A 23,807-nucleotide genomic window follows, 5' to 3' on the forward strand; every position below is an offset into this window, starting at 1 on the left:
ATAACAATAAATGAAAGAAAACTGATGAGGTTGGCCGGGTCGGTCAACCTCATTTTTTGTTTGAAATACCAATCCGATGCCGCTTTGTCTTCGGTCGTATGCCTTTCGCTTTTAAAATGATGTAATTTAATTGATTGGTTAATAGTATCTTGTCTGGTTTGTGGCAATGGTTTAAAGCCATTTGATGATAATTGAAAGCCGATCTGAGCCCGATTGTCAACCTTTGATTTCGAAAATTAAACTAACAAAGATCAAACGGTAGACTTATGAAAAAAGAGACTTGACTTACCCATTCGTTTATCCGGAGACGAAGCTCTTATCCGGGTAATTCATTTGCATCAACATGCGCATTTTAAAGGATGACAATTCTGTCAGTCTATTAATTAGTAGAATGACTTTAAAATTTAAATGTTGTAATCGGTTCAAACCGATCCAGGGTGAAGTGAGAACCTGACACAGACCTCAGTTTTTATTAAAATCATCTTAATCTTATGAAAAAAAAATGTATAACTTTTTTGAAAACGCGAACTGTTTTATTTAAAGCTTTTTTGCTTTTTGTTGCGTTTTGCTTAACCATTCAAGCGGATGTTTTTGCAGAACGATTTGTTGGTCAAGAAACTATTTCTGAACAACAAACTAAGACGTTCTCAGGCACTGTTAATGACGAATCAAACCTACCATTGCCAGGCGTAACCATTGTTGTTAAAGGAACTTCAAAGGGAACGATTACTGATATTGATGGTAAGTTCACGTTTGCTGACTTGAAATCAACCGATGTTTTGCTCTTTTCATTTATAGGAATGGAACCGCAGGAAGTAACGGTTGGCAGTCAATCAGTATTTAACGTTGTGATGAGTTCCAGCTCTATTGGTCTTGAAGAAGTAGTTGCCGTTGGTTATGGTACGCAGAAGAAAGCGACCATGACAGGATCTGTTGAACAGGTCAAATCTGATGTCCTTGAGAGTAGGGCAGTAACAAATGTCGCTCTTTCGTTGCAGGGGGAAACTCCCGGGCTGGTCGTGACCCGTAGTTCGCCACGTCCCGGTAACGAAGGGATTAAATTCCAAATCCGTGGTGCTACTTCGGTTAACGGTGGATCTCCCTTGTTAATCGTCGATGGTGTGCCAGTAATTAACAACGGTGGCGCGGGTTTCGATAACCTGAACCCGGATGATATCGAGTCCATATCTGTTTTGAAAGACGGTGCAGCTTCAATTTACGGAGCGAAGGCTGCCAACGGCGTAATTTTGGTTACCACTAAAAGAGGGAAAGGATCTTTAAAGGTCGATTATACCGGTAATATGCGCTTTACAACCAATGGTATTGTAAACTATTCGCCCGACATGACCCAATATGCTACCATGTGGATAGAAGCAAACAAAGAGGAAGAGGTTCCAAACTGGTGGGTATGGCAAAATGAAGAAATCATGCAGAAAATGCAGCAGGGCGTGGAAGGTGCTTACCCCCTTTTTGGTACCGATTACTTCATTTTTAATGCTAACAGGTTGGACGAAATGTTTGGCACCCGCTTTTCTTATCAGCATAATTTGAGCCTATCAAACAGTACTGATAAAATGGGATACCGGATATCGTTAGGATATGCAGATAACCAAGGTAACCTGCTAACTGCCTACGATGGGCAGAAACAGTACAATTTCCGATTGAATTACGACTATAAGCTTTCTGAAAAGCTTAAACTGGAAACTGGTGTTAGTGTGATCAATACAAATACAAGTGCTCCATCCGTTGGCCTTGATAATACACTCTACGGTTATGATATGCCTTTCTTTCCTGCAAAAAACCCGTATGGACAATGGTTTGCGTGTTTTAATGGGATTGATGCGGGAGCAAACCGGAATGCTGCTGCAATGACCAGTGATGGTGGTCGCGACGATCAAAAAGATCTTCTTGGAAGAGTGGATTTAAAAGGTACTTATCAGATTATTGACGGCCTGGATTTTGAAGCCATGGCTTCGTTGCAAACTCGGAGATATGACCAGGAGAGATACGTATTGGAGGTGCCGGTATATAACTGGTATGGTGAACAAACCGGGATAGGTAAAAATACCGGCGGAACGGCTAACAATTACTATGTAAAGAGTAGAACCGACAATTATCAATATTATTCAGCCTTGTTGCGCTTCAATAAAACAATTAACGAAGTACATAATTTCTCAGCGTTGGCTGGTATTAATGCGGAAAAATATGAAAGCCGGTATATCGATGCCAAACGTATTGGTGTTGACGATTATGGCGTACAGGATATTAGTTTAGCTTCAGCAGAGACTCAGACAAACGGAGGCGGTAAATCTGAAAACGGGACCTTCTCTTACCTGGCTAAGTTTAATTATAATTACAAAGAAAAGTACCTCGTTGAAGCGATGGTTCGAAGTGATGGTGATTCTCGTTTTGCATCAGATTATAAGTTTAAAACGTTTGCGTCAGCATCAGTGGGGTGGGTGTTTTCAAGTGAAGAATTTTTTAGCGGACTGAACTCAATTATCAGTTTTGGTAAATTACGGTTTAGTTATGGTAACGCAGGGAATAACGTAGGCATCGGCGAATTCGACTACCTCAGCCTTGTAAATACCGGAACGAGCGTTCTGGGAAATCCGGCAGCACCACAAAACTCTGCATCTTTAGCGAATAATGGTTTGATCAGCTATCAAAGAACCTGGGAACGGGTTGAGCAAACAAATGGTGGTATTGATTTAAGATTTTTGGACGGCCGTTTATCTGCGTCATTCGACTACTTTGAAAAGAATAACATTGGTATGTTGACCAATGTAACTTATCCTTCTGTATTGGGGGGCAGTGCACCAAAAACCAACAGCGGGCGTTTCAACACCAAAGGATGGGAAGCGATAGTTAGCTGGAACGACAAGATCAAGGATTTCAGTTATAACCTGTCTCTAAATATTGGTAATACCAATACAATGGTTACCGAGGTTGAAGGAGCTGACAATTACGGCGCTGGAAAAAACGGTATCGTCAATGGTCATCCTTACCAGAGTTGGTTCGTTTATAAAACGGATGGCTATTTTAAAGACCAGGCAGAGGTTGATGCCTATTATGCACAGTATGGAGCCAGTGACGATCTGGCCAGCTTACCTGCAGGTAACTCAAAAGCAACATTACGCCCGGGCGATACCAAGAAAGTGGATGTAGCCGGGACAGGCAATATTACATCAACAGGTAATGAGAAGAGTTCATTGGTATATGCCGGAGATGCTGCTCCACACTACAACTTTGGTATCCGGATGGGAGCTTCCTGGAAAGGATTTGATCTTTCAGCTCTTTTTCAGGGACAGCTGAAGCAGAATATCATGCGTAGTGGCTATATGGCTTATCCGTTTACAGCCATCTGGACAAACCAAAACCCAAATTTTATCGGGAATACATGGACTGAAGATCATACAGATGCGCTGTTTCCTCGTTTAACGGTTAACCCAACTCGCGCAAAATGGAACTATGCCAACAACGACTTCATGTTACAGAACAACCGATATATTCGTTTGAAGTCATTGGTCGTAGGGTACACGCTACCGAAAAGCCTGACAAGTAAAGCCAAGTTAGAAAAAGTACGTGTTTACTTTTCTGGAAACGATTTGTGGGAATCATCTAGCATAAAAGACGGATTTGACCCGGAGATGGGAGAAGCATCTGTTGATAGCAACGGTTATCCATTTGCTCGTACATGGTCGTTTGGTGTAAACGTTGGATTTTAATTGGGTAAATTTTACGGTTAACAGTAAAAAAGAAATATGATGAAAAAATTAATATATTTTATTGTAATTGGAACTTTGTTTCTGGCTGCAAGTTCTTGTCAGGACAATTTTATCGAACTGACACCGCCGGCACAATTCACAGACGAGGTATATTTTAAGGTTTCTAGTGATTTTAAAGCGTATACTGCAAGCTTTTACGGTGGTTTACCAGGATGGGATTTTGGAACGATGGATAACAGTTCCGATCTTACTGCAAATGGAAATGGTGCCGGTTTTGATTTGGGACATGGCACAATATCCTTAGGTGGTACTAGCTGGAGTTATTCCGGAATTAGGAGCTATAATATTTTGTTGGATAAGGCTAAAGAATATCCAGGTAATGAAGTGGATATAGCTCAATATGTGGGTGAAGCCTATTTCTTCCGTGCTTTTGCTTATTTCAATTTATTGAAAACATTTGGGGGAGTTCCTGTTGTGACTTCTATACTTGATATTGACTCTCCTGAGTTGTATGCACCACGTAACAGTCGTTATGAAGTGGTTGACCAGATTATTAGCGATTTGGATGCTGCAATTGGCAAGTTGCCGACAGAACAGGCTATTGGCAGTGATGATAAAGGCAGGATCAGCAAATGGGCTGCTGAAGCATTTAAGGCTCAGGTGTTACTTTACGAAGCGACCTGGGAGAAATATGTAGGACAGGGCCCCGACGGTGATGGAACAACGGCTGGAGCAGGTAAAGCAGGCTATGATGCTGCCGATGTAGATCAATATTTGTCTGAAGTTGTGACGTTGACAGAAGACGTGATGACCAACGGAGGATATGAATTGTGGAACAAGAATGATGATCCGTTGATGGACAATGCGAGCCATTGGTACCTGTTTAACCTGGAAGATGCAGGCAGTAACCCGGGCGGTTACGATAAGACAACCAACAAAGAATATATTTTATACCAGGTGTATGATTACACGTATAAGCAAAGTGGTAAAAACCTAACCTGGACTGGTTATCAATTATATCCCAGCCGCAAGTTTGTTGATATGGCCGTTTGTAAAGATGGCTTGCCACCGGAAAAGTCTTCTCAATTTCAGGGATATCACACAAGAGGTGATGAATTTATGAACAGAGACTTACGTCTGATCAATTATGTCTATGGGTCAGAAGAGCCTTCTACAACTTTGACATTGGATTATGGAAGTTTAGGTTTCAGTGGCTATGGCAACATGAAATATGCAGTGTACTTGCCTGGTCCTGAACCCAACGGACGACGTACCGATGGAACAGAGTCCTATGACTATCCAATTATTCGCCTGGCTGAGGTTTATCTGATGTATGCCGAAGCCTTGGTTGAACTGAACGGTGGCATTACAGATGAGCAATTGAACGCCTCGATTAACAAGCTACGTGACCGTGCTGCTGTAGCTCATCTGACAAACGAATTAGTTAACGTTAACGGCTTGGATCTATTAACGGAGGTAAGAAGAGAGAGAGCGGTAGAATTATACAAAGAAGGAAAGCGTTTTGACGACCTGAAACGTTGGGGGATTTTAGAGGAATCATTGAATGCATCTCACTGCGGAATGGTTGTCGGCGATGCCTCATATTCGACCGAGTTTAAAGACGAGCAAGGCAATGCAACAGCTAACTATTTGCCTAACTCCTATGTGTGGGGAGAGGAAACCGTTGAAACTCCATCTGGTGAGTTGAAGTGTGTCGTTGTAGACAGCTACCAGAACATTACCGTTTCGTCGAAGCACTATCTGTATCCAATCCCACTGTCACAAATGATTTTGAATGAGGATTTGCTTCAAAATCCGGGATATTAATCTTACTGGTAGAAATTATCTAATCCGAATTTTTCTCGAGAACGAAACATGATTTGTACTTCCTGTTTTCCATTGAAAAGCAAATGAATCATGCTGGTTTTCGGCAACAATGAATTTTAAAATGATTCACTTATGAAAAATAGAATATTTCATATAGCTTTTTTACTAACCGTATTGAGCTTGCTCTTTTTCGCGTGCGAAGAGGGCCCGAATTTCGTAGATTACAGTAACTATTACCCGGAAGCAACGGTTACCGGGCTAAGCAATACTATCGGATTCCCCGGCCAGGAGGTCACCATTAACGGAAGCAATCTCGACACGTTGACCGGGGCTGCCAAAGTTTGGTTTGGGGGAATACAAACGTTGGCTACCGACCTGGTAAGCAGTAATGGTAACCAGTTGGTTGTAAAAGTACCTGCTGACGCGGTATCCGGTCCGGTCGGCTTGCAGATATGGACAACAAAAATCGATAGTATTGCGATGTTTACAGTTTTGCCCGCACCCGCAATATCGTCGGTAGTTTCTCAAGGAGTAGCTGAAAATATTGCCGAGCCAGGTGATGTGGTGTTAATCAACGGAGCTAACTTTTTGACCGATCAGGCAAGTGTTGCAGTAGATTTCAACGGAACACCAGTTTCTGAGATCGTCTCGTTGAGCAGTACTCTGATAACAGTAAAAGCACCTTCGGGTTACGCTGCCGGGAATGTAAATGTAACCTTCAACGACGATTTTACAATTACTGGTTCTGGTTTTGCCTTGTCTCCGGGAATCTCTCCAGGAGATGTAAGTGTAATCTTCCTGAAAAACTACATGCAGCCGTTTACGACCAATAATATGACCACAGACCAGGGTTTCAGTGGGACAAACTGGGGTACTCCGGACTTCTGGACTGTCAATGAAGCTGGCTTGAATGTAACAAACAGTGGAGCTACGGCGCCAACCGGTGGGGCAAACTATCAAAAGAGTGGTATGGCTAATATCGGCGAACTATGTTTCCAGGCGGGCTGGGGATGCGCAGCTCTCACCAATGGAAAATATTATCAAACAACCACGCTGCCGGCAGGTAGTTACCAGGTAGATATCGAGGTTCAGGAAAGTGCCGGCAATCTGTTCAACGGTACAAATGCCATTTATTTGGTAGTTGACAATGGAACTGAAATTCCTGATTTGGTAGGAGGCTATGAAGCTCCAACTGCTCTGGCTTCTCTTGCGATACAAAAAGGAATTAGCTATGGTACTAAAACAGTTCAAAATGTAACGTTTACGTTAGCTGAACAGACTGAGGTGTCGATTGGATTTGTCGTTACGATGGCACCGAACTCTTATGTGAGAGTGAATTATATGAAGCTTATTTTGCTGGAATAGCGGTTTTGAGCAGCAATTACGGGAGCTGTTTTCAGCTCCCGTAATTTGATGTTAAGCCCTCAATTTTTTTGAATGAATTAGATAATGTTCCAGATGAAAAGTAAGTTAAGCAGGATTTTATGGGGAAGTATCGTCATGGTTGTGATGGCTTCCTGGTTTGTGAGTTGCGGGAAAGACAATCCAACTGAGATTATAGATGATGACGGTGATGAAACAATAGTCGAAGATGAGTTTCCGGTAGACGAAAACAAAGTTTTCAAGCATCCCGGGTTATTGCATACCCAAGCTGATTTTGACCGGGTTATAGCAAAAGTAGAGAGTCAATCCTCTCCCTGGATGGAGGGATGGGAAAAGCTGACCAATAATTCGCATGCTCAATTAACTTATAATCCGGCCCCGGTTGTTAAGTTGGTACGCGGTGGAAATTCAGCCGAAGAACCCGATTCTGACAACTACAGCCGGGCAATGAACGATGTTGCTGCAGCTTATCAGTGTGCAATAAGATGGAAGGTTACGGGCGATGAAGCTTACGCCGATAAAGCCGTCGAAATACTTAATGCCTGGGCTGAAGTTTGCGAGCGTATTAGTGGAAACTCAAATACAGCTTTGGCTGCGGGAATTTATGGGTATGAGTTTGCCAATGCAGGTGAGATTATGCGCGACTACGAGGGGTGGTCAGAAGTTGATTTTCAAAAGTATCAACAATGGATGCTGGATGTTTTTTATGCAACGAGTTCTGCATTTATTGAGACGCACTGGGGAACATGTATCACCCACTACTGGGCCAACTGGGACTTGTGTAACATTGCTTGTATCATGTCGGTCGGTGTGCTGTGCGATCGCGTCGATCTCTATAAAGATGCGATCGATTATCTGATAGATGGCTTGGGAAATGGAAATCTCCATAAATGTATCAATTACATTCATCCAAAGTCAACAAACGATGATATCGACTTGGGGCAGATTCAGGAGAGTGGTAGAGACCAGGGACATACATTAATGGATATTGGTCTTTTAGGAACAATTTGCCAAATGGCCTATAATCAGGGCGAAGATCTGTTTGCCTACGACGATAATTTGGTGCTGAAAGGTGCGGAGTACACTGCTAAATACAATTTTGCAAATCTCCAGGTGCCGTTTACCGAATATACGCGTGTTTATACTGATGCGTGGAGCCAATGCGGTGGTCGCGAAGTACATACTCAAATTAGTTCATCCGGCAAAGCGGGAGAACGACCTATCTGGGAACTGATTTACAATCACTATGTGGTGAAGGAAGGTATTGAAGCCCGTTATGTAACCCTGGCGGCACAGCGGCACCGACCCGAAGGAGGAGGTGGAGATTATGGCTCTAACAGTGGTGGGTTTGATCAACTCGGATTGGGAACGTTGATGTATGCGCTTGAATAATGAAAGTGTATATTTTGTTAATCATAAAATATTGCGAAACCCTCATTTAGGTTGCAATAAGAATAAAGGTAGCAGAGGGGATTTACCCGGCAGGATGATTCTTCATCTGTTTGCCGATGTAATGCCGCCGATCTGACCAATAATTTATTTGAAAATAAAAATGAAAAAAAGGAAACTAAATATTCGTCTTTTGCAAATTGGTTTCATTCTGACCGTATTGATTCTTACGGGCACGCAAGCCTTTTCAAAAGATAAGCTAATTACATATCCAGCACCGGAAGGAGCAATATTGACGAAAGACTTTACAGTCAAGGTTCGTCAAGCAGGGCAGGAGTGGCACGAGCTTGCCGGTTACCGGGTAAAAGTGGATGAAGTTAGAGAAACCAAGCATAACGAATCGATTGCAACAATGAGTTATTTCGACTTTTTCGGAACGGTTGAAGTCGCAGTTACGTTTAATAACGGTACTGTTGAATCGGGCCGGGTTCGTCCGCTATCATACGAAATTGAACCGAAGATCGATGGAAATACACTGACTTTTCAACTTGATCGTCCCCGCAACCTTTCAGTGGAGGTTAATGGCGACATTTTTCATAATCTTCATCTGTTTGCCAATCCAATAGAAGATTATATTCCGAATCCGACCGACACCAATACAATCTACTTTGGACCAGGTATACATCAATTTGAAAACAGGAAGCTTTATGTGCCTTCAGGAAAAACGGTCTATATCGCTGGCGGGGCCATATTGATGGGACAAGTATTGATCGAGAATGCGCAGGATGTAAAGGTACTTGGACGCGGCATGATAGACCACCGCATTAAGATGGGTGTTAGCATTGCTAACTCGAAAAACGTGTTGGTAGAGGGTATTTTTTGTACCCAATGTGCAACAGGCGGTTCCGATAGTGTGACCATCCGCAACGTGAAAAGCATTAGTTATTACGGTTGGGGCGACGGGATGAATGTTTTTGCCAGCAACAATGTATTGTTTGATCATGTTTTCTGCAGGAACTCTGACGATTGTACAACTGTTTACGCCACGCGGAAGGGATTTACCGGAGGTTGTAATAATATCACCATGCAAAATTCGACACTTTGGGCCGATGTCGCACATCCCATTATGATCGGTATACATGGCAACAGTGATGATCCTGATACGATTCAAAATTTGAAATATCTGAACATTGACATTCTTGACCAGAAAGAAATGCAGGTGGATTACCAGGGATGCATGACCATCAATGCAGGTGATAATAACGTGGTCAAAGATGTTCTTTTCGAAGATATTCGGGTAGAAGACTTTCGGGAAGGTCAACTGCTTAACCTTCGGATTTTTAACAATCAAAAGTATTGTACGGCACCTGGATTGGGGATCGAGAACATAACGTTTCGAAATATCGAATATAACGGAGATAATGCAAACCTATCCATTATTTCAGGCTACAATGAAGAGCGAAAAGTTAAAGATATCACATTCGAAAATCTTAGAATAAACGGGCGCCTGATTTCTGATGATATGCCGGGAAAACCAGCATGGTACAAAACTTCCGATTTGGCTCGTTTTTTCGTCGGCGAACACGTTGAAAATGTTCGCTTTGTTGATACCGAAAAGAATGATTCGGAAGCGAAGTGTACTTCCGAGTAAGCGCTGTATGGGATGTTGAAAAGAGCAATTGAAGGAAACAATTTTGAGAATCAAGAAATGAAGATAGTAGTTCAGTTTGTAGTCGTAATAGTAGTAGGGCTAATTAGTTCCTGCACAACTTCCGTCAAAAAAACAGAGGCGTTTGATTCAGGAAAAAAGTTGGCTTATTGTGTGGAGAAGACTAAGGCATCGATGAGCATGCTCTCGTTTGCCGACAGTCTTCCTCGCAATATCCTGCAAGGACAAACAGCCTGGAACAAAGTAGGTATTCACGATTGGTGTAGTGGTTTCTGGCCGGGCATATTGTGGTATGCCTATGAAGCCTCAGGCGATAGCGCAATTTTGGAAAATGCGCGCAATTTTACAGAACCCTTAAAGGGTGTTCTGGATGTCCCGGTTGACAACCACGATCTGGGATTCATGTTGTATTGCAGCTTTGGCAATGGTTATCGATTGACAAACGATTCTGCATACCACGACTTTCTGTTAGTTGCAGCAGACTCATTAGCGACCTTGTACAATCCTAAAGTCGGAACAATTTTATCGTGGCCGGCTATGCGCGAAAAGATGGGATGGCCGCACAATACGATCATCGATAACATGATTAACCTCGAGCTACTGTTCTGGGCTGCGAAAAACGGAGGAAGTCACGATTTATATGATATGGCGGTAAAACATGCCAAAACCTGCATGACTACGCTGGTTCGTCCGGATTATTCAATCTACCATGTTGCAGTTTTTGATACTATTGACGGACACTTCATAAAAGGTGTTACTCATCAGGGCTATAGCGACAGTTCTATGTGGGCTCGTGGCCAGGGGTGGGGAATTTATGGCTACACCATGTGTTATCGGGAAACAGGCAAAGAAGAGTTTTTGACGATGGCCGAAAAACTATCCGATAAGTTTTTGGAACGTTTGCCGGAAGACGGTATTCCGTACTGGGATTTTGATGATCCGGTTATTCTTAATTCACCCAAAGACGCTTCCTCTGCAGCAGTTGCTGCGTCAGGTATGTTGGAGCTTTCAACTTATATGAAAGATGAAACGCTAAAAGCTAAATACAAAGACGCAGCCGTAGCGTTACTTGAATGTTTGTCAACTAACGATTACCTAAGTAATGATAAGAACGAGGCTTTTTTATTGCACTCAACCGGTCATTATCCGGATGGTAACGAAATAGATGCCTCAATTATCTATGCCGATTATTATTATCTGGAGGCATTGCTGCGTTTGAAAAAATATTATCAAGAATAAAGTAACCAAATACCAGCTAAACAGCAAGGAACGATCAGCTTCAGGTGTTATCGAAGGGTTAAGGTAGATGGGTTTTTAATTTCTGTTGTCCAAAGTAGTTTCAGGCAATACGCAATATAAACTTGATTAAACAAATAGTATTCGTTTTAATCAGAAGCCAATCGCAATTTTCCAGTGATAACTCTGACGCTTGTTCCAATAATGTGAGGGTTTGTTTTATGTATAAGAAATTTCAAATAGGTCTTTGGTTGGTCGGTTTTCTGTTTTTGATTGCAGCTTTTAACGATAAGGTACCTACAAATCAAGAGACAGTAAATGTTAGTCTGAAACCGGGCTACGTTTCGTCAGTTTACGTTTCTGATAATGGAGACGGGACATATACGAATCCAATCTTACAGGCCGACTATTCCGATCCGGATGTAATTCGGGTTGGTGACGATTATTATATGACGGCGTCAAGTTTCAATAGTTCCCCCGGCTTGCCGATTTTGCATTCCAAAGATTTGGTGAACTGGCAAATTGTGAATTATGCCTTACCTGTGCTACCGGAAGAGGTTTATAATACGCCTCAATACAGCAAGGGTGTTTGGGCGCCTTGCATTCGGTATCACGGCGGTGAGTTCTACATTTTTTGGGGAGATCCTGATTTTGGAATTTACCGGGTGAAAACCAAAGATCCTTTAGGCGAGTGGGATAAACCTGTTTTGCTGAAAGCCAGTAGAGGAATGATCGATCCCAGTCCACTTTGGGATGATGATGGTAACGCTTACTTGATTACAGCTTGGGCTGGCTCGCGTGGCGGGGTGAACAGTATTCTGACCGTTTGGCGCATGTCGCCCGATGCTACAAGCTTGTTGGATAGAGGGCATAATGTTTATTCCGGACACGATCATAACCATACAATTGAAGGCCCCAAATTATACAAGAAAGAAGATTATTACTATATTCTGGCTCCTGCTGGTGGAGTGGAACAGGGCTGGCAGTTGGCACTTCGGGCGAAAAACGTTTTCGGCCCTTATGAAGAGAAAATTGTAATGGCTCAAGGAAACACCAACATTAACGGCCCCCACCAGGGAGCCTACATTGAAACGCAGACTGGAGAATCTTGGTTCATACATTTTCAGGCCAGGGACGTTTACGGACGTATTCTTCATTTGAACCCAGTGACTTGGGGCGATAATTGGCCGGTTATCGGTGAGGATAAAGATGGAGATGGCTGCGGGCAGCCGGTACTTACATATAAAAAGCCGGATGTTGGCCGCCAGTGGCCGATTATGAGTCCGGATGAATCGGATGAGTTTAATGATAAAACTATAGGATTGCAGTGGAGCTGGAATGCAAATGAGCAAGTGACTTGGAGCGTATCGATTCCCGCTAAAGGGATGTTGCGATTACTGGCAGTTCCCAGACCTACTGGTGACGCTTCGTTGTGGAACGTTCCCAATATTCTCACGCAACGTTTACCCGCCGAAAATTTTACGGCTACAACCAAGGTCAGATTAAACATTGAATGGGATGTTTGGCAAGGCAAACAAGCCGGGCTAATCATGTTGGGGAATGATTATTCATACCTCGCAATTCGTAAAGATGCGGAAGGGTTTTATTTAGAACAACTTCAAAATCAGGGCGCGAATCAGGGCGGTTTGGAAAAATGTCATGGGAAAGAACGTCTTAGTTCGAATGAAGTTTACCTGAGGGTAAAAGTAGAAGGACCCGACGCACTTTGCCAGTTTAGCTACAGCGAAGACGGTCAGAATTTCAAGGAAATCGGAAATGATTTTCACGCTTCACGGGTTTTGTGGAGTAGTGCAAAGCTTGGAATTTTCTGTTCGTCGGAACCTGGATATCGCATTGGCGGCTGGGCCGACTTTGATTGGTTTAGAATTGAAAAACTGTGATTTCTGTAGATATAAAATGGTTAGTCTTATTTGAAAATAAACGAGAAAAAGATGTAGCCCATCTGACAGGCTAGCTGGTTGAATTCTAAAATAAAAGATTTTACAATGAAAAGAAGAATAGTTGTAGTGTTGGTCTTTTGTGTATTAAATGTTTCTGCGTTTGCCCAGAAACGTGCTTTTTTGTTGCATACCGATGAGAACATCAATCGCCTGAAGGGGCTGATTGAAAAAAATGACGAAATACGCGAAGCTTGGAATAAGCAGAAAGAAGCAACGGATCAGATGTTGGAACGCGATCGTTTTGGTGCAGCTGATTGCCAAACGTTGGGTTTAGTTTACCGGATGACAGGGGAGGATAAGTATGCAGAAGCCATCAAAAATATTCTCTTGGATCAGGTGAAACGGGACAGTTGGGAAGGACGAGAATTGTTAAGCCGTACACCAAGTTGGCAGGGTGGTTTGGGGGGTGCGCACAATTCTTTTTTCCTGTCAATTGGCTTCGACTGTGCGTACAATTACCTGAGTGCTTCAGAGCGAATGGAAATTGCTGAGGGCTTGGCTCGTTTGGGGGTTCAGCCACAATTGCACGACTGGTTAAATGCAGAAACAAACATTCACACCTTCGATACCATGGGGCATAACTGGTGGAGTGCCTGCGTATATATTGCCGGTTTTACTTCGTTGGCCATCCGTAACGAAGTCCCGAAGGCACAGAATTGGGTAAAAGAAATTGAGGCTACTGCTCCCGAATGGTTTAAATATTCAGGTGATTTGCTTCAAAATAAGATTCCAACCTTCGATCGGAATGGCGGATACTGGGAGAGTATCAACTATGCGAATTTTGGTGTCTCCCAATATCTGATCTTCCGTCTGGCATTGGAGAATGTGATGCCCAAATTTCAGCAGAGCGACATTCCGATTCTGGATAACGTGATCGATTTCTTTATAGCGACAACCTATTTCGCGAAAGACGAAGCGCCGATGTGTGTTAATTTCGGCGATGGAAACATCCATAAAAATGGGAATGCCTGTGCTGTTTTGTTGTGGAACCTGGGATATCACAAAGACCGCTATGCCTGGTACATTTATAAGGTTGCGCATGGCAATGATAAAGAAGGATTGCAGTTGGGAACCCCTAATGGATTGATCCTGTTCCCTGAGCTTCCCATACTTAATGATGACTATAAACCCGATCTGGGCGACTCATTTATCTATCCGGATATGGGATGGGCAACCATACGTAACTCGTTGGACGACAATGCGACTATGCTCGCGGTAAAATCAGGTTTAACCTGGAATCACTCGCATGCCGATGCCGGTTCATACATCTTATTTCACAAGGGTAAAAATTTGATTATCGATTCCGGAAACTCGTCATATAGTAACCCGCTCTACACAGAGTATTACTGCCAGAGCGAAGCCCACAATGTGGTTCTTTTTAATGGAGAAGGACAAAGTCGCAAAGATCCATACTTTGGTTCGGTGAACCATGCGACAATTCATAATTTGGTAGATGGTGATAAATTCAAATATTTGTTAGCCAACGCTACTGGACCGTATTTCCATCTTCTGGATCGCAATTATCGAAGCTTTTTGTGGATAGGTAATGTAATCCTGGTGATTGATGATTTGTTGGCCCGGGAACCCGGAAAATTTGAATGGCTGCTGCATTATAATGGTGAATCGAAACGGAGAGGATTGGATTTATCCGTGAAGCAAGATAATGCCGAAGTACTAGTTCGTCCGCTGTATCCGGAAACCTTTCCGGAAGGAGGACTTCCTCACGATTTCCCCGAAAAAATGACATTGGAAGAGCGGTTGGGATATGAAGACCATCATCCGGAAAATAGAGTCCCGTATTGGTCAATCAGTCATTTTGAAAAGACTGACCGAACTAAATTCATCACTGCCATACTACTTAAGGACAACGAGAACACTGACAATCTACCAGTAATTGAACGCTTCCAAGGAAACGATTACCTGGGTGTTCGGATCACTCAAAAAGGTGAAACAACAGAGGTGTATTTCAACTTGCTGGCTGACGGTCGAATCAAGCATCGCAATAGTATGATTAACATGAATGGTTGGGAAACGGATGCTTACCTGACGGCGTTGACTTTTAACGTTGGGGCTGATCTTAATAATGCAGATAATATCCGAGACTTATTTATAACTCATGGAAGCTACCTGCGTCGCGACGGACAAGTTTTGATTCACGCTTTGTCGAAATATACTGCTGAAATTGAAAACTTCGGGCAGTCTCCTAAAATGATTTTTCAAGGGCAAAAAGGTGTTTATCTGGGTATCTACAATAAGAGCTCTGTAAAGTCGATCTCGGTGAATGGAGGGAAAGTCGATGGTGATTACAATACAAAACTGAAATTAACCCAAATAAGAATCGACTAGATGAGAAAATTAATAATAGCATTGATATTGGCTTTTGCCGGGGGAGTGCATACAAATACCCAAGCCCAATCACAAAAAATGGTTGCTACAAACGAGATAGAATCGCCAAACGGAAAGCTTAAGTTCCAGTTCTGCCAAAAAGAAATTGGCGATGATAAAACGCAAATGTATTTTTCCGTGAGCTACGACGGAAAGCCGGTTGTGTTGGAGTCGGAGTTGGGGATTATTGTTGAAAACCAGATGTTTGAGTCTGCTTTGGGAGTTGAAAATGATCATAGCAAGTTTTGGTGTGAGAACCTGGAGTTGAAATCTGTTTCTCGTGGTAGTTGCGATCAAACTTGGAATCCTGTTTATGGAGAGCGCTCGGTTGTTCGTGATCATTATAATGAAATGACATTGCATTTTAGTAAGTACGACGAAGCTGGAGAAATCCAGGAAGGTCATTCCGGTACCAGTTACGATAAACGTCGGAGCTACCAGATGGATATTGTTGCACGTGCTTATAATGAAGGCATTGCTTTCCGCTATCATTTCCCGGAAACCTCGAATGGTTTGTTTTTGCACATCGCAGGCGAACAAACCAGTTTCACTTTCCCAGAAGGAACGATGGCCTACTACGAAGGCTGGGCACAAGGCCCTTTCAGCTATTTGCCTTTAAAAGATTGGCCGGACGAATGTGAACGTCCACTGACGTTGGATCTGAAAAGTGGTTTGAGCGTAGCTTTGCTTGAAGCTCAAATGATTGATTACAGCCGTGGAAAATTCAAACTCGATGCAGAGCAACCAAATACCATTGATTTGACGATGTACAGCAAAGTTGATGTAATCAGTCCGTATTCGACTCCCTGGAGAGTAATTATGGTCGCTGAAACACCAGGGCAGTTACTCGGAAATAATGATTTCGTACTGAATCTGAATACGCCGAACCAATTGACAAATACGTCTTGGATTAAGCCTGGAAAAGTGATTCGCTCGAATCTGACAACAAATGAAGCAAAAGAATGCGTTGATTTTGCGGCAGAGCGGAATCTAGAGTATGTCCATTTGGATGCCGGATGGTATGGCCCGGAAATGAAAGTGGCTAGCGACGCAACGACCGTTTCACCAACGCGCGATCTGGATATGCGGGTATTGGTGAATTATGCAGCGAGCAAAGGAATTGGCATTTTTGTTTATATCAATCAGCGAGCATTAACTGACAAATTGGATGAAGTTTTTGGACAGTGTCGAAAATGGGGAATCAAAGGCGTTAAATTCGGTTTTGTGCAAATTGGTTCTAACCATTGGACTGTTTGGTTACACAATGCCATTAAAAAGGCAGCCGAATACCATCTTTTAGTTGATATTCACGATGAATATCGTCCAACTGGTTTCAGTCGCACTTATCCGAACCTGATGACTCAGGAAGGTATCCGTGGAAATGAAGAAATGCCGGATGCGACCCATAATACAACATTACCGTTTACCCGGTATCTGGCAGGTGCTGGTGATTACACGATTTGTTACTACAATAATCGCATTAAAACCACTCACGCACATCAACTTGCACTTTCAGTCGTGTATTATAGTCCAATTCAGTTTTTGTACTGGTACGATAAACCTTCTTCTTACCATGGTGAAAAGGAAATTGAGTTTTTCGATGCTGTGAAAACGGTATGGGATGATACCAAAGTGTTGAATGGTGAGGTAGGTAAATATATCAGTGTTGCTCGTCGCTCAGGTGATGAATGGTTTGTAGGGGCAATTACGAACAATGATGCCCGTACCGTTGAAATAGCTTGTTCTTTTCTTGAGGCGGGAAAAAAGTATCTGGCAACGATTTATTACGACGATCAGAAATTGAATAATCGCACTAATGTGAGCATTAAAACACAAAAAGTAGACGCTTCTAGGAAATTGATTTTCGATTTGGAAGCCAGTGGTGGTGTAGCCATTCGAATTATTGAAGAATAATTTTGAATATGCACTGGAAAAAGGCAAATGTTGTTGCTTATTTGATCTTTCAGGCAGAGAGAAAGTGGCTGATGGTCATAGGTGTCGTATTTGGAGAATGAAGGAATAAATAGTCAAATTGGCTAAATCTGATGAAATGGAGAATGTATTTGAAACAAGGTGTAACTGGGATGAGGAGAAATTCAGCTTTTTATTCGAGCAGTATTTCGAGAGTTTGTGTTTTTTCGCTGATCGGTATACGGAGGACATGGATTTATCAAAGTCGGTTGTGCAGAGTGTTTTTGTTAATATTTGGACGAAACGGAATCAAATGGCTGAAATATATTCGGTCAAATCTTTTCTGTTTATTGCTGTCCGAAATAAGACTTTAGATTTTCTGCGTAAAGACAAGAGGAGCAAGAATGTGAAAATCTCTAGTGATATCGAAAATAGCTTGGTAGCTCCATTTTGAAAATTAATTGAAGAAGCTGAAATCAATACTCTAATCAACCAGTCAATTAATGAATTACCAAAACGATGCCGAGCAGTTGTCGTTCTATGTTGGTTCGAAGGATTAAAGTACAGTCAATGTGCAGAAAAATTGGAAATAAGTGTTAAAACAGTGGAGAATCAAATGTCAATTGCTATAAATTACTTTTCAAATGAAAATCATCGATTTTAAAGACATGAGGCTTAGCCATATTATGCGTAACCTTCACCGGGATATTGGCTATTTGGTTTTAGGTATAACTCTGATTTATTGTATCAGTGGCACTATATTGTTGTTCCGGGATAAAGGGGTTTTTGTCTATAAATGTCCGATTGGAACGTCCTTTGGCCCAGGTAGAAAGCGGGCTTGGAGCTCATGAGTTAGAACCTTTGCTCTTACAAAACGGGATGAGCCGTAAGTTCGTTCTTGAAAGCGAGAATGACAGCCTGGTTGTTTTTAATAAGAATGAGTTAATCTATAACCTCAAAACAGGTGTTGTAAGCTGTCGCTATTTTACTAAGCCGCAGGATAGCATAAAAGTAGAACTGAAGGATGGTTTGACCGAAGAACAACTGGTTCAGACACTTTCGAATGCAAAGGTAATTCAAGGTTATTTCCCAGTTTCAAAATCACCACAAACAATTGTTTTTAACGGTGACAGTGTTGTCTACAAAAAGTCAAGTGGAAATATCGTACGTCCGTACCTACAGCCAAAATTACCATGGTTTGTTCAGTAAATTACACGCCTACACCAATTGGCCAGTAAGGAGGCCTTTCACTGGGTTGCTTTGATATACGCTATTTTACTCGCCTTTTTGGCAATATAAAGTTTTTGGATGTTCCGTTTTGGGTCGAGCAATTTCAAGCGGGGATTAATATTGGCTGCTGTTGGAGTTATCTTGACCTTTGTTTTTATCTATTTGATTTAGATTAAATTAAGGGGCCGTTAGATAGGCGATCCTTCACTTCGAGGGAAGAGAATGATATGTTGGATGGCAAGGGACGAGGCTTAAAGTAATTTTACAAGAATGACTGAACTCGTTAGGTTTTCGACATCGGTTACTGTTAGTAAACAGCGATTAATTTTTCATAGAAGCTGGAACTTCATTCTCGCACGATTTTAAGTTTGGCGTTTGGTAATTCAGTTTACCAAACGCTTTTTTTTGTTGTGCCTTAATATGAACGGCTGTACGAAAGAAGCAAGTTACAGCATTTAGATGTGCCTTTGTTACTGAAGGCTTTTTAAAACAGTTAGCATGTTACACTTCCAGTTCATGCTTTGATTTTTTGGGACGAGTTTGCATATAACTTAGCTCAGTGAACAGAAGAACAATGGGCGCAGAGTTGAAATTTATTACCCTATTTCGGCTGATTTTCGCTAGAGACTCACAACTCAATATACATCCTCATGATAGCGCTTTTCGGCCAATAGCTTTGCCACCGTGTATTCCGAATTACGTGTTGTCGCTAGTTTGTTGAACGTTTCCTTCACTGCCTGCCCCATCTTCCGAGAGCCACACACATAAATATGGGCCCCCGCTTTTAGCCATTCCTGAACCTCTTTGGCTTCCTGTAATAATAAGTCCTGCACGTAAATTTTAGCCTGCTGATCGCGCGAAAAAGCAAGATTCAAACGTTCCAGTTCATCAGTTTCTTTCCGGCTTTCCATTTCTGCACTGTAGAGGTAATCCACAGCCCTGGTCTTTTCGCCAAAGAACAACCAGTTACGGCTATCGGCTTGCTGGCTACGTTCCGAAAGAAATGCCCGAATAGGTGCAATACCTGTTCCGGCACCGATAAAAATTGCAGGAACCGAAGGATCAGGTAAGCGGAAATCATCGTCGGGCGAGATGAAAAACGATATAGAAATTCCGACTTCGAGTGAATGGCTTAAATAGCTTGATGCTGCACCATGTCTGCGGCGTTTTTTGTGTTCATATTGCACTTTCTTCACTGTCAAATGTAGCTCGTTAGGCGATACTACCTGATATGATGCAATGCTGTAATAGCGAATCTTTGGCTTGTCGAGCAAGCCGGGCAGGTCAGCGGCATTCAGTCTACATGGAAAATCGTGCAGAAGATCCAGAAAATCGTGCTGGTGTAAATAGTCGAGTGTGGCATGCTCGTGCTTCAGTAAATCGGCCAGATTTTCGTCTGCACATAGCGACAAATATCGTTTTAGTAAATCACGGCTTAAATTAGTCAGCTCGGCTTTGGTTTGCAAAAAATCGCTTAATGCTGTTTGCTCCTTATCCACCAGCTCGTCGGGTGCCAACTGCATGACGCCCAGTATTTGCCCGATCAATTCTTCCGGGTTTCGGGGCACTATTCCAATCGAATCACCGGTTTGGTACTTCACTGTTTGTTCGTCAATAGCCAGGTTCAAATGCCAGACTGCCTCTTTGGACCCTGGATTAAGCTGGTGCTTTTCTCGAATAACGGCAGTATGCCACTGGTGGCTTTGAATTGCATCTAAGTTGAAGCTATCTCCTGAATCATCGACCGTGAGTAATTTCGAAACAGAAGAAATCCAGCTGGCAGCAGTCTTTTCGAAGGCGGCATCGCAATCGACACGTGGCAGAATAGCTTGTGCCCCCATTTGCAGCAAACGCTTTTCCAAATCTTTCCCGGCCTGACAAAAGTGTTCGTATTCGGAATCACCCAATGCACAAAGGGCGAATTCTAAGTTAGCCAGTCCTACTGTACTGAGCTCATTCAACTGACGAAAAAAGCGAAGAGCTGCGGGGGGCGGATCACCCTCTCCATATGTGCTAACCACGAAAAGCACACGACTCTCATCCAATAGATTCTCCGCTTTGTAGGAAGACATATTTTTCAAACGGACCTTCAATTTTCCTTTACTTAAATGGCGTGTCATTTGAGAAGCGACAAATTCGGCATTCCCCGATTTACCTCCGTACAAAACGGTTATAAGATCGCTATCAACAATGGTTGTATTTCGTTCTCCAAATAATTTTCTTAAGCTCGCAAACATCTTATTCAATTTTGTTTTCTGTTTTCAATTCATTAAAACTAATAAACCGCATGCAAGTTCATCGGCGGAGATCAAAAAACGCGTAAAAATGCCTTTAGGGTGACATTTATTATTCTTTACAAAATATTTACGACACTTCCGGTCATCATTGTCACATAAGCCCGGACATGCCGGGTAAGGCAGGTGTTTCTGCGTCGGGTGTTGTGTTCGATGTTGGTTCGGTTACAGAATGTATCAATTGTTATATGTAAGGGCGATATTATAGGGGAGTTGATTACAGACGTAATCATAGCTTTCGGAATCCGAGGCTTGGCCTTTCGATTAAAACGTTACGCCGAATGCCAGTGACAAGTGCCCTGTGAGGCAAACAATTGAATGGTTTGATAAACATATAATAGCGTGGTTTGGAAAAGAGCGGCGATTTCATTACGCTCAAGCTTTTGCATGTGCTGCGGATGGTGATCCCCAAGCTGCGGGCGTACTAAAAGAGATTGCGGCGAATGATCATTACCTGCCCAATATTCGAAGTTTGACGCTGCAGAATTTTGATTCTTACTTCCCTGATTCATTGGGTGGACCGGTCGACAATTATCTCGTCAATTTAGCCCCCTCGTTAAGACTTGCTGCGATGCGTTCTTTAGAACAACCAACTCATGGAAATATTGCCAGGCTATTAAACGCGTTGACTAATTCATTGCCGCCTTTTAGTTATTACAGTTTGTTTGTTTGTTTGTTTGTTTGTTTGTTTGTTATTCATTGAGAGATGATTTGGAGGGGGAGCTTTTGCTAACACTGTGAAAAAAGAGGAAGACTAGGACCAAATCAACCTATCGAAAGCTACCTGTTTATAAGGCTCCGAAATTGCTGTTTAAACTATCATCGGGATAAAAAAGCTCGTTTATTCCGTCGAGGATGTCAGGTATGAACTCGTGCAATTGTTGCAGTTCATCTTCCAAATTCAACATTATTATTTCATTTTTATTAAAATTTCGGTCAATTTTTGCTTTTTTTGAATAGCGAAAATTTGAGTTTATGAAAGAAGTGAATCATGATGCGTTTATTCTAAAGAAACTGGTTGCGGGAGATGAAGATGCATTTAAATACTTCTTTGATCACTATTACGACGATCTTTGCAACTTTGTAAATGCCTATGTGCGCGATGAGAATCTTGCCGAGGACATTGTGCAAAATATCTTTGTTGACTTGTGGGAAAACCGGGATCGTCTGGCTGACAATAAATCGCTGAAATCTTATTTGTATTCTTCCTCTAAAAATAAGAGTTTAAACCATCTTAGGGATCTCAAAAATCATAACCGTATTGAGAAAGAGGTTGTTGGTATTTCTGCCGATTCAACTGATTCGACTTCAGAAATCATCGACTATGAGGAAATGAAGATGCTGATTTCCGGGGCTATCGATCAATTACCCGATCGCTGCAAAGAAATTTTTCAGCTTAGCAGAAATGAAGAATTGAGCAATAAGGAGATTGCTGAAAAGCTTGGCGTTTCCGTTAAAACTGTTGAAAATCAGATGACAATTGCCTTTCGGAAAATCAAAGAATACCTTGCGCCGTACCACGATAAGATCCTTCTCTTGTATATTATTTCAACTTTTTTTTGAGCTTGTTTGGGGGATGTGATTAACTTGTGTGCTATAGTAGTAAAAACATCTCATCTCCATGGAAAATAAAATACCACTTTCAATAATCATGCAGCATATCGCATCGGGAGGAAAGGAGTATTCCGGTGAAGCCAAAACGTGGGTTGAAGAATCAGAAGCAAACAAAAAAACATTTGACGATCTTTCGCTAATCTGGAAATTGACCGGGAAATTCCCGGAGCGTTATACTCCCAATAAAGATTTAGCCTGGTCTAAAATCAAGGGGCGCATTAAACAGCCGAAGCCCAAATTCAATTTGTATCGTCGCGTTGCACAAATTGCAGCCGCAGTATTGGTTGCTGCACTGTGTGTTTGGTCCGGTGCCGAATTTAAAGATGCTTTTAATCAACCAAGGTACACCGAAGTTATTTCTCTGGCAGGACAAAAAACAAAAGTCATGCTACCCGATAGTTCGGTTGTGCAATTGAATGGAAATTCACAATTACGGTACAGCAGTGATTTCAGTAAGGCTGACCGGGAGGTAGAGTTGAAAGGAGAAGCCTATTTTGATGTTACCAAAGATAAACACCACCGGTTTGTTGTTCATGCGGGAGATCTCGATGTCAAAGTTTACGGAACCTCGTTTAATGTGAAAGCCTATGATACTGATGCATTGATTGAAGTGGGGCTGAAACATGGTAGCGTTGCACTGGAGAAAAATAATAGCGAAGTTTTAAGATTAGTTCCCGGACAGCTGGCCAAATACGATGCCGCTAAAGACAAAGTGAATGTATCTGAAGTAGATATCGATTTAGTTTCGGCCTGGACCCGAAATGAGATGATCATCGAAGAATTGCCCTTGCAGGAAATTATTCTGTACCTCGAAAGATGGTACGGTGTGCAAATTAAGGCTTCCCCGGAGTTGCTTGATGGCGAACTGTTTACCTTTAAAGTGAAAACAGAATCACTACACGAAGTTATTGAAATGTTAAGTGTGTTAAAACCAATAAAATATAATATTGACGGAGAACTTGTGACGCTGTCGAATAAATAAAATCTGCCTATGAAATAGTAAATGCCGAATCTAATTTAACTAAACAAAAAAGGTTTGCCATTCCGACAAACCTTTCTAAAACAAATTTTTATTAACACAGTCTGAGGAAAGACAAATTACACCACATAGCCTGTATTTCCTTTTGAGACTGGTAATCATTACAAAACTATGAAAAAAAACTGTAGTTCGGGTAGCTAT

Annotated in this window: 16 protein-coding genes; 15 read left to right on the plus strand and 1 reads right to left on the minus strand. The window is 42.1% G+C overall.

Annotated elements, in window-relative coordinates:
• Positions 1–491 precede the first annotated feature (491 nt).
• The 12 genes from GJV22_RS07755 to GJV22_RS07810 all read left to right on the plus strand — a co-directional run bounded on the left by GJV22_RS07755 (position 492) and on the right by GJV22_RS07810 (position 18,698).
• Positions 492–3,728, plus strand: coding sequence for a SusC/RagA family TonB-linked outer membrane protein (locus tag GJV22_RS07755; RefSeq protein WP_163711267.1), 3,237 nt, complete (start codon positions 492–494; stop codon positions 3,726–3,728).
• 39 nt (positions 3,729–3,767) lie between these two features.
• On the plus strand, positions 3,768–5,555 hold the full coding sequence (locus GJV22_RS07760; RefSeq protein WP_163711270.1) for a RagB/SusD family nutrient uptake outer membrane protein: 1,788 nt from the start codon (positions 3,768–3,770) through the stop codon (positions 5,553–5,555).
• 132 nt (positions 5,556–5,687) lie between these two features.
• Positions 5,688–6,920: a DUF5013 domain-containing protein gene (locus GJV22_RS07765; protein ID WP_163711274.1), complete on the plus strand. Its 1,233-nt coding sequence runs from the start codon at positions 5,688–5,690 to the stop codon at positions 6,918–6,920.
• Positions 6,921–7,013: 93 nt separating this feature from the next.
• The gene (locus GJV22_RS07770) at positions 7,014–8,330 is read left to right on the plus strand and encodes an alginate lyase family protein (RefSeq protein WP_163711277.1); all 1,317 of its coding nucleotides are present in this window, start codon (positions 7,014–7,016) and stop codon (positions 8,328–8,330) included.
• A 160-nt stretch (positions 8,331–8,490) separates the two neighbouring features.
• Positions 8,491–9,978 (plus strand): glycosyl hydrolase family 28 protein, encoded by a 1,488-nt coding sequence (locus GJV22_RS07775; protein WP_205461788.1) that lies wholly within the window; start codon positions 8,491–8,493, stop codon positions 9,976–9,978.
• Between the two features lie 57 nt (positions 9,979–10,035).
• Positions 10,036–11,235, plus strand: coding sequence for a glycoside hydrolase family 88 protein (locus tag GJV22_RS07780; RefSeq protein WP_163711280.1), 1,200 nt, complete (start codon positions 10,036–10,038; stop codon positions 11,233–11,235).
• A 218-nt stretch (positions 11,236–11,453) separates the two neighbouring features.
• Positions 11,454–13,133 carry a glycoside hydrolase family 43 protein gene (locus tag GJV22_RS07785; RefSeq protein ID WP_163711283.1) on the plus strand — a complete coding sequence of 560 codons (1,680 nt, stop codon included), beginning with the start codon at positions 11,454–11,456 and terminating at the stop codon, positions 13,131–13,133.
• Between the two features lie 105 nt (positions 13,134–13,238).
• Positions 13,239–15,539, plus strand: coding sequence for a heparinase II/III domain-containing protein (locus GJV22_RS07790; RefSeq protein ID WP_205461789.1), 2,301 nt, complete (start codon positions 13,239–13,241; stop codon positions 15,537–15,539).
• Positions 15,540–17,492, plus strand: a complete 1,953-nt coding sequence (locus GJV22_RS07795) for a glycoside hydrolase family 97 protein (protein ID WP_205461790.1) — start codon at positions 15,540–15,542, stop codon at positions 17,490–17,492.
• A gap of 136 nt (positions 17,493–17,628) precedes the next feature.
• On the plus strand, positions 17,629–17,943 hold the full coding sequence (locus tag GJV22_RS22385) for a sigma factor (protein WP_163711286.1): 315 nt from the start codon (positions 17,629–17,631) through the stop codon (positions 17,941–17,943).
• Between the two features lie 6 nt (positions 17,944–17,949).
• Positions 17,950–18,153, plus strand: a complete 204-nt coding sequence (locus GJV22_RS22390) for a sigma factor-like helix-turn-helix DNA-binding protein (RefSeq protein ID WP_163714814.1) — start codon at positions 17,950–17,952, stop codon at positions 18,151–18,153.
• Positions 18,154–18,293: 140 nt separating this feature from the next.
• Positions 18,294–18,698 (plus strand): hypothetical protein, encoded by a 405-nt coding sequence (locus GJV22_RS07810; RefSeq protein WP_163711289.1) that lies wholly within the window; start codon positions 18,294–18,296, stop codon positions 18,696–18,698.
• A 656-nt stretch (positions 18,699–19,354) separates the two neighbouring features.
• Here the strand turns inward: GJV22_RS07810 and GJV22_RS07815 are convergent.
• Positions 19,355–20,956: a diflavin oxidoreductase gene (locus tag GJV22_RS07815; protein ID WP_163711293.1), complete on the minus strand. Its 1,602-nt coding sequence runs from the start codon at positions 20,954–20,956 to the stop codon at positions 19,355–19,357.
• Positions 20,957–21,314: 358 nt separating this feature from the next.
• Between GJV22_RS07815 and GJV22_RS07820 the strand changes: the two genes are divergently transcribed.
• From GJV22_RS07820 to GJV22_RS07830, 3 genes are all read left to right on the plus strand, one after another.
• The gene (locus GJV22_RS07820) at positions 21,315–21,716 is read left to right on the plus strand and encodes a hypothetical protein (RefSeq protein WP_163711296.1); all 402 of its coding nucleotides are present in this window, start codon (positions 21,315–21,317) and stop codon (positions 21,714–21,716) included.
• 272 nt (positions 21,717–21,988) lie between these two features.
• Entirely contained in the window at positions 21,989–22,576 is a 588-nt protein-coding gene (locus GJV22_RS07825) for an RNA polymerase sigma-70 factor (protein ID WP_163711299.1), read from the plus strand.
• A 58-nt stretch (positions 22,577–22,634) separates the two neighbouring features.
• Positions 22,635–23,609 carry a FecR family protein gene (locus GJV22_RS07830; RefSeq protein ID WP_163711301.1) on the plus strand — a complete coding sequence of 325 codons (975 nt, stop codon included), beginning with the start codon at positions 22,635–22,637 and terminating at the stop codon, positions 23,607–23,609.
• Positions 23,610–23,807: the final 198 nt, after the last annotated feature.

This window comes from Mangrovibacterium lignilyticum (assembly GCF_010882175.1).
In the GTDB taxonomy this organism is placed as follows: domain Bacteria; phylum Bacteroidota; class Bacteroidia; order Bacteroidales; family Prolixibacteraceae; genus Mangrovibacterium; species Mangrovibacterium lignilyticum.